Here is a 6,599-nt window from a genome sequence, read left to right on the forward strand (position 1 = left end):
CCCCCCCCCCCCCCCCCCCCCCCCCCCCCCCCCCCCCCCCCCCCCCCCCCCCCCCCCCCCCCCCCCCCCCCCCCCCCCCCCCCCCCCCCCCCCCCCCCCCACGGTTCAGTACGGCGGTGCCGGGCGCGGAGCCCGGCTGCCGGCGTGCGGTGTGCTCAGGCGGTGCGGACCCGGGTGCGAGCCTGGCGCCGCTTGAGCGCGCGCCGCTCGTCCTCGGACAGCCCGCCCCAGACGCCGGAGTCCTGACCCGAGCGCAGGGCCCAGTCCAGGCACGACTCGACGACCGGGCATCGCCGGCACACACCTTTGGCCTGCTCGATCTGGCCGAGAGCCGGGCCCGTCGTCCCGATGGGGAAGAACAGCTCCGGGTCCTCGTCGCGGCAGAGCGCGCGGTGGCGCCAGTCCATGGCGGTGTTCTCCTCGACTCGTCTACGGTGTGGTGCATCAGTCGCCGGCCGCGGACCGCTCCGCAGGCCGGCACCGGGGTTCCAGCGCCATGGCACAGCGACTTCGTGCATTTGTTACCGACAGGTTGCTTTCCTTCCGCGATGTTTTCACGGCGTGGAGGCCTGTCAAGCAGAACGAGGGCATCGGTCGACCCCTCGTGAGCAACCTCACCACGGGCGTGCTAGGTGCGCCACTCGACCTGACCATCCGGCGGGACCGACGTTGACAACCCCTGCCCGCCGTGCGTGAAGACGCAGGTCACACCCCCGGTTCCGAGAACGTCCGGTCCCTCTGGCGGGCGCATCCGGGGTCCGGCGTCAGGCGACGACGCGCAGGGCGGCGGGGACGCTGCACAGCCGCAGCCCCGTCGCCGTCCCCAGGTGGTCGCCGTCGACCTGCCACCCCTGGGGCCGCTGCGCGGTGAGGGTCAGGCCCGAGAGGTCGTGCCGGCGGTGCACCCCCCGCCCGCGGGCGTCCGGCCGGGCGGCGAAGACCTGACGCACGTGGTGCAGCATGCGGAACACCCCCATCCGGCCCATCGCGAAGACGTCCAGCCCGGCGTCGAAGGAGGCCTCCGGGCTCGGGTTGACCGGCCGCGCGCCCAGGTAGGTCCACGGCGAGACGTTGGAGACCAGGCAGAGGAAGAGCCCGTCCAGGGGCGCCTCGCCGGGGACCTCCAGGGTCATCGCCGGGTCCCGCCGCTCGCGGCCCAGCACGAACGCGCTCGTCGCCTCCAGCACGTACAGCGCCCCGGTGGACCGACGTCCCCGTGCCCGCTGCGCCTCCACCCGGCCGATCACGTCGGCGTCGAAGCCCAGGCCGGCGCTGAAGGCGAACCACCGGGGCTCGGACCACTCCGGGTGCGCCACGGCGCCCGCGTCGGCGGCCTGCTGCGCCAGCGCGGGGTCGGGCAGGGCGGCCGGCGCACGGGTCGCGCCGCGGGCGCTCGCCGTGCCGAGGGAGACCCGGCGGGTGCGCCCGGCCCGCAGTGACTCGGTGATCTCCGCCGCCGCACGGACCGGGTCCCGGGAGCGCCCGAGGGCCCGGGAGAAGACGTTGGTCGACCCACCCGGGACGACGGCCAGCGGCGGCAGGTGCTCGCGCGGCCCCCCGTGCAGCAGCCCGTTGACGACCTCGTTGACCGTGCCGTCGCCGCCGAGGGCGACGACGACGTCGACCCCGTCGGCGCAGGCGTGCCGGGCCAGCTCGGTCCCGTGACCCCGGTGGGTGGTCTCGGCGAGGTCCACCTTCAGCTCGTTGCCCAGGGTGGCGAGCACGTCGTCGCGGACGCCGCGGTTCGTCGTCGTCGCCGCGGGATTGGCCACCACGAGCGCACGCATGCCGGTCAGGCTAACCAGCGGCGGGCCAGGTCCCCGGCAGCAGCGGGTCTGACGCGGACGGCGCCCGGCGGGCGAGGGGCCCGGCCGGCCGCGGCGCGTACCCTCGCGGCCGTGACGGAGGAGGCGGGAGCGCGGCCCCCGGGGCCGCGCAGGCTGGTCGATCGGCTGCTCGGCGGCGCCGCCGAGCCGACGGCGGCACGTCCCGCGCGGCCGCGGCCCGAGGCGCCGGTGGCGGTCCGCCGGGCCGCGCTGGTCGTCGCCGTCGAGGCCGCCGCGCTCGGCGTCCTGGCGCTGGTGCTGCTCTACCTGACCATCACCTCCGAGCCCGACAGCGTGGGGCGGGCGCTCGCCGAGGTCGTCTACGTCGGTTTCTTCGCCGCCCTGCTCACCGCGGCGGCCGTCGGGTTGTGGCGCGTGTCGGGCTGGGCCCGCGGGCCGGTCATCGCGCTGCAGATCCTGCTCGGGTTGTTCGGCTACTACTCGGCGTTCGAGTGGGGCGGTCCGCTGGTCGGCGTCCCACTGCTGGCCCTCGTGGCCCTGGAGCTGTGGCTGCTGGCCACTCCCGAGGCGCGGCTGGCGTTCTCCGGCCGCTGAGCGCCGCCCCCGCCCCGCACCTGCGGAGAGGCCTCGTTCAGACCAGGTCCACCACGTCGGCGATCGAGTCCAGGATCCGCCCCGGCCGGAACGGGAAGCGCGCCACGTCACCGGACCGGGTGGAGCCGGTGAGCACCAGGATGGTGTCCAGCCCGGCCTCGATGCCGGCGACGACGTCGGTGTCCATCCGGTCGCCGATCATCACCGTGGACTCCGAGTGCGCCGCGATCCGGTTCATCGCGCTGCGGAACATCATCGGGTTGGGCTTGCCGACGAAGTAGGGCTCCGCGCCGGTCGCCTTGGTCACCATCGCCGCGACCGAGCCGGTGGCCGGCAACGGGCCCTCGGGGGAGGGGCCGGTGACGTCGGGGTTGGTCGCGATGAAGCGCGCGCCGTTGCCCACCAACCGGATGGCCCGGGTGATCGCCTCGAAGGAGTAGGTGCGCGTCTCCCCGAGGACGACGTAGTCCGGGTCGGTGTCGGTGAGGGTGTAGCCGGCCTCGTACAGGGCGGTGGTCAGGCCGGCCTCGCCGATCACGTACGCCGAGCCACCGGGCAGCTGCGTGGACAGGAAGTCCGCCGTCGCCAGGGCCGAGGTCCAGATCGACTCCTCGGGGACGTCCAGGCCGGAGCGGGAGAGCCGGGCCGAGAGGTCACGCGGGGTGAAGATCGAGTTGTTGGTCAGCACGAGGAAGCGGCGGCCGCGCTCGACCAGGCGCTGCAGGAACTCCGCGGCGCCGGGCAGCGCGGACCCCTCGTGGACGAGCACGCCGTCCATGTCGGTGAGCCAGCACTCGGCCACGCGGCGCTCGGTGCCGGCGTGGGTGCGGGTGTCGGCCGGCCCGCTCACCGCGGCCGCCGGTCGGCGGCGAAGCGGGTCAGCGCGTCGTCGGTGAGCCGGAAGACGGTCCACTCGTCCATCGGCACCGCCCCGGCCCCCTCGTAGAACTCGATCGACGGCGTGTTCCAGTCCAGCACCGACCACTCCAGCCGGCTGTAGCCGCGCTCCACGCACAGCTCGGCGAGGGTGCGCAGCAGCTCACGGCCCAGGCCGCTGCCGCGGTGCCCGGGCTGGACGTAGAGGTCCTCGAGGTAGATGCCGTGCGTGCCGCGCCAGGTGGAGAAGTTGAGGAACCACAGCGCCATGCCGACCACGTCGCCGTCGGCCTCGGCGACGTGCCCGGACAGCCGGGGGGAGTCGCCGAACAGCGCGGCAGTCAGCTGCTCCTCGGTGAGCCGGACCTCGTGGGCGGCCTTCTCGTACTCGGCGAGCTCCCGGACCAGCCCCACCACCGCCGGGACGTCGTCGGGACGGATGGGCCGCACGCTCATGTGAGGAGCTCCTTGAGTCGGGTCGGCACGAGCCGGGACAGCGGGGACAGCAGCGGCACGAGGACCGGGGCCAGCAGGTAGCCGTAGGCCAGCACGCAGCCGGTGACCACGGGGGCCAGTGCGAAACCGACGACGACCGCCAGGGCGGCGACGACGAGGCCGTAGGGCTTCCCGCTCTTCGGGCTGACCAGCGACCGGAACGAGCGGAACCGGACCGTGCTCACCATGAGCAGCGCCGGGACGGCGACGATCAGCAGCACCCACAGCCGGTCACGGCCCTGCATCTGGGACCCGAACGCGAAGACGGAGGCGAGGACGACGCCGGCCGCACCCGGGCTGGGCATGCCGGTGAAGTACCGCTTGTCGGCGGTCGGGTCGATCGTGGTGTTGAAGCGCGCCAGGCGGATGGCGGCGCAGGCCACCCAGAGGCAGCAGACGACCCAGCCGAGGGGGTCCCACTCGTCGCGCCCCTCGGAGAACAGCGTGAACGCCAGCAGCGCGGGGGCCAGGCCGAAGGAGACCAGGTCGGCCAGGGAGTCGAACTGCAGCCCGAAGGGGGTCACCGCGCCGACCAGCCGGGCCACCGCGCCGTCGGTGATGTCGAAGACGACCGACAGGCCCACCAGGACCGCCGCGAGGGTGTACTGGCCGCGGATCGACACCAGGATCGCGGCGAAGCCGCACATCATGTTGGCGAGGGTGAACAGGCTGGGCAGGGTGGCCAGCGCCCGGCGCCGGGTGCCGCGGACCGAGCCGCGGACGAACTCGACGGTGGCCGTGCGCCGGGTCTGCGGGAGACGGTGGCCGGACGCTGAGCTGGGCATGGGGGGACTCCTCAGCCGGCCGCGGGCCAGCGGGCGATGACGGTCTCGCCACCCCGCACCCGCTGTCCCGTGCGGACGGTGAGGGTGCACTCCGGCGGGACGAAGACGTCCATGCGGGAGCCGAACTTCATCAGGCCCATCCGTTCGCCGGTCTCGAGCCGCTGGCCCACGCCGGTGCGGGTGACGATGCGCCGGGCGAGGACCCCCACGATCTGCCGGAACACCACCGTGCGGTCGCCGTCGCGCAGCCACAGCTCGCTGCGCTCGTTGCGGTGCGCGGACTCCTTCCGGTAGGCGGCGAGGAAGCTGCCCTTGCGGTAGGAGCTCTCGACGACCTCGCCGTGGTACGGGGAGCGGTTGACGTGCACGTCGACGACCGACAGGAAGACGCTGACCTGCTGCCAGTCCCCGTCGGGCGCGACGCCCTCCTGCGGCTCCCCGGCGACCATCACCACGCCGTCGGCCGGGGAGACGACGTCGTCGGGGGCCGGTGGCCGGACGTCGCACCGGCGGTCCGGGTCGCGGAAGAACAGCGCCATGTAGGCGGAGAGGACGGCGAAGGGCCAGGCGGTGAGCCGGAGACCTCGTCGTCCGGTGGCCCGTCCTGCGGCGGTGAGGAGGGCGGCGGGGGCCAGGGGCCCGGTGATGAAGGGCCACCCGGCCGGGTCGATGCGCATCGTGGTCAAACGGTACCGGGACGCACCCGGTGTCACCGGGGGGCGGCGGGCGGGGAGACGCGGGTCGGATCGGCGCCGTGCTCGCTGTGCCGGCCCCGTGACGGCCCGCCGTACCAGTCGAGGCAGAGCATCGTCGCGTCGTCCTCGAGGTCGCCGCCGGTGGCGCCGAGGACGGCGGCACCGAGGGCGTGCACGACCTCCCGCGGGTGCAGGTCGGCGGTGTCGGCGAGGGCGGCGGCGACGTCCAGGGAGGCCGCGTTCCGCTCCTGCATGCCGTCGGTGAGGAACACCAGCCGGTCACCGGGTTCCAGGGTGAGGGGCTGGACGGTGAACGACCCGCCCGGCCGGACGCCGAAGGGCGGGTCCACGGTCAGCTCCACCGTGCTGACCCGGCCGGCCCGGAGCCGGAGCGGGAGCGGGTGGCCGGCGTTGACGACCCGGGCCGCCCCGGTGGTCAGGTCGACCCGCACCAGCTGGCCGGTGACGAAGTGCCCGAGCGTGGCGTTCTCCGCCAGCGCGTCGTTGGCGTACCGGACCTGCTCGAGCAGGTCCAGGCCGCGGCGTCGGGCGTTGCGCAGGGCACCGACCAGCAGCGTCGCCAGCAGGGCTGCCGGGACGTGGTGACCGACGGCATCGGTGACCGACAGCTGCAGCGCGTCGCGGTCCAGGGTGTAGTCGAACGTGTCCCCGCCCACCTCGCTGGCCGGCTCCATCCAGCCGGCGAGGGTGAACTGCGCCGCCTCGCAGGTGTAGGCGGCCGGCAGCAGCCGGCGCTGGATCTCGGCGGCCAGCGAGAAGGGCGTGGACCGCATGCCCCACTCGAAGACGTCGGTGTGCCGGCGCGCGGCGATGACGGCGTAGGCCAGGGCGTGTGCGGCGCTGCGGACCTGCCGGACCTCCCGCGGCGTGGGGGCCTGCGGCAGGAGGATCTCGACCAGGCCGATCGCGTCCCCGCGGTCGGTCACGGGCACCAGCACGCGGTGCAGGTCGCCCTCGGGGCGCACGTCGACCTGCTGCGAACGGAGCACCTGGTCGAAGACGGTGCCCGCGAGCGGGACCGTCTCGGCCCGCTCCGCGTGGTGGGTGCGGGCTCCCGTGACCGGTCCCGAGGAGGAGAGCCGGACGACGGCCCGGCCGCTGAAGTCGGCGATCAGGAAGCTGACCGCGCGGGCGCCGACCTGGTCGGCGAGGGCGGCGGCGAGGACCTCGACGGCCTCGATCGGTGCCGCGTCCTCGACCTGTTGGAGGAGTTCCCCGACGTCGATCCCGGACCTCCCGGCTGCTCCGTGTGGCGGACGACCCGGTGCTGCCCCGGACGACGCCGCGGCAACCGTGGGACCGGAGACGGCAGCGGCGCCGGACGGCGGGTGTCCCCGCCGTCCGGC

The 6,599-nt window shown here is 74.8% G+C and carries 8 protein-coding genes; 1 reads left to right on the plus strand and 7 read right to left on the minus strand.

Annotated elements, in window-relative coordinates; genetic code table 11:
- Window positions 1–155 precede the first annotated feature (155 nt).
- Together ACI78V_RS22710 and ACI78V_RS22715 are read right to left on the minus strand one after the other, a co-directional pair.
- Window positions 156–407, minus strand: coding sequence for a WhiB family transcriptional regulator (locus ACI78V_RS22710; protein WP_097208407.1), 252 nt, complete (start codon window positions 405–407; stop codon window positions 156–158).
- A 357-nt stretch (window positions 408–764) separates the two neighbouring features.
- Window positions 765–1,787: a diacylglycerol/lipid kinase family protein gene (locus ACI78V_RS22715; RefSeq protein WP_456855054.1), complete on the minus strand. Its 1,023-nt coding sequence runs from the start codon at window positions 1,785–1,787 to the stop codon at window positions 765–767.
- 111 nt (window positions 1,788–1,898) lie between these two features.
- Here ACI78V_RS22715 and ACI78V_RS22720 point away from each other — a divergent pair, with 111 nt between their 5' ends.
- A complete protein-coding gene (locus ACI78V_RS22720; RefSeq protein WP_456855056.1) occupies window positions 1,899–2,381 on the plus strand; it encodes a hypothetical protein in 483 nt (160 codons plus the stop codon).
- A gap of 37 nt (window positions 2,382–2,418) precedes the next feature.
- Here the strand turns inward: ACI78V_RS22720 and ACI78V_RS22725 are convergent, their stop codons facing one another.
- The 5 genes from ACI78V_RS22725 to ACI78V_RS22745 all read right to left on the minus strand — a co-directional run.
- The gene (locus ACI78V_RS22725; RefSeq protein ID WP_456855058.1) at window positions 2,419–3,231 is read right to left on the minus strand and encodes an HAD-IIA family hydrolase; all 813 of its coding nucleotides are present in this window, start codon (window positions 3,229–3,231) and stop codon (window positions 2,419–2,421) included.
- Complete coding sequence (locus ACI78V_RS22730; protein ID WP_456855060.1) at window positions 3,228–3,713, minus strand: N-acetyltransferase family protein; 486 nt, start codon at window positions 3,711–3,713, stop codon at window positions 3,228–3,230. Before ACI78V_RS22730 ends, ACI78V_RS22725 begins: the two co-directional genes overlap by 4 nt.
- On the minus strand, window positions 3,710–4,537 hold the full coding sequence (gene pssA / locus ACI78V_RS22735; RefSeq protein ID WP_456855062.1) for a CDP-diacylglycerol--serine O-phosphatidyltransferase: 828 nt from the start codon (window positions 4,535–4,537) through the stop codon (window positions 3,710–3,712). Before pssA ends, ACI78V_RS22730 begins: the two co-directional genes overlap by 4 nt.
- Before the next feature lie 11 nt (window positions 4,538–4,548).
- Window positions 4,549–5,214 (minus strand): phosphatidylserine decarboxylase, encoded by a 666-nt coding sequence (locus ACI78V_RS22740; RefSeq protein ID WP_456855065.1) that lies wholly within the window; start codon window positions 5,212–5,214, stop codon window positions 4,549–4,551.
- 32 nt (window positions 5,215–5,246) lie between these two features.
- A partial coding sequence (locus tag ACI78V_RS22745) for a PP2C family protein-serine/threonine phosphatase (protein ID WP_456855067.1) occupies window positions 5,247–6,599 on the minus strand: 1,353 nt, incomplete at its 5' end.

The sequence above is a fragment of the Geodermatophilus sp. SYSU D00742 genome (genome assembly GCF_054049935.1).

Bases quoted from the DNA above. Each gene is read 5' to 3' on its own strand.
- ACI78V_RS22715 (WP_456855054.1), bottom strand. From the start codon at position 1,787: ATGCGTGCGCTCGTGGTGGCCAATCCCGCGGCGACGACGACGAACCGC.
- ACI78V_RS22740 (WP_456855065.1), bottom strand. From the start codon at position 5,214: ATGCGCATCGACCCGGCCGGGTGGCCCTTCATCACCGGGCCCCTGGCC.
- ACI78V_RS22730 (WP_456855060.1), bottom strand. From the start codon at position 3,713: ATGAGCGTGCGGCCCATCCGTCCCGACGACGTCCCGGCGGTGGTGGGG.
- ACI78V_RS22710 (WP_097208407.1), bottom strand. From the start codon at position 407: ATGGACTGGCGCCACCGCGCGCTCTGCCGCGACGAGGACCCGGAGCTG.
- pssA (WP_456855062.1), bottom strand. From the start codon at position 4,537: ATGCCCAGCTCAGCGTCCGGCCACCGTCTCCCGCAGACCCGGCGCACG.